This is a genomic window from Stenotrophomonas sp. CASM106, from assembly GCF_049384825.1.
GTDB classification, from domain to species: domain Bacteria; phylum Pseudomonadota; class Gammaproteobacteria; order Xanthomonadales; family Xanthomonadaceae; genus Stenotrophomonas; species Stenotrophomonas muris.
The window spans coordinates 1-427 of sequence record NZ_JBMRFS010000071.1; the positions used below are offsets into that span (position 1 = coordinate 1).

The window sequence follows — 427 nt, forward strand, 5'->3', positions numbered from 1 at the left end:
CGGGCAGAAACCGCGCCATTCCGGGCAAAATCGTGGATATGGTCACGTGTCAAAAAGCTGGGGACCCGTAGAGACCTCCGTTAGCCTCACCAACGGCGTAGGTTCCGGCGGGTCGGGGATTACCCCCGTGGGGGGTGGGGGGGTCGACGCGCGCACCCGGCCCGCGCCTCGAGGTGGAGACGCGGGCCCGTGGTGCGGGTGGTTCAGATCAGGTCGGCGAGGGCCTCGGCCTCCTCGGCGGTGTTGATCTTCACCGAGTAGCCGGCGAGGGCCAGGTCGAGCCAGCCGGCACCAAGGCGGGCGACGGGCGCCGTGCCGACGCTGTATGCCCGCCAATCTTCCTCGATGCTCACGACCTCGCTCTCGCCTCGGTAGATGTTCTGCCAGCCCTGCACCTGCTCGGGGCGCGTGACCTTGCCCATGATGT

General features: G+C 68.4%; 1 protein-coding gene. It reads right to left on the reverse strand.

Translation table 11 applies throughout. From position 1 onward, the window contains the following. Window positions 1-203: 203 nt before the first annotated feature. A partial coding sequence (locus VG556_RS22585; RefSeq protein ID WP_423180078.1) for a hypothetical protein occupies window positions 204-427 on the reverse strand: 224 nt, incomplete at its 5' end.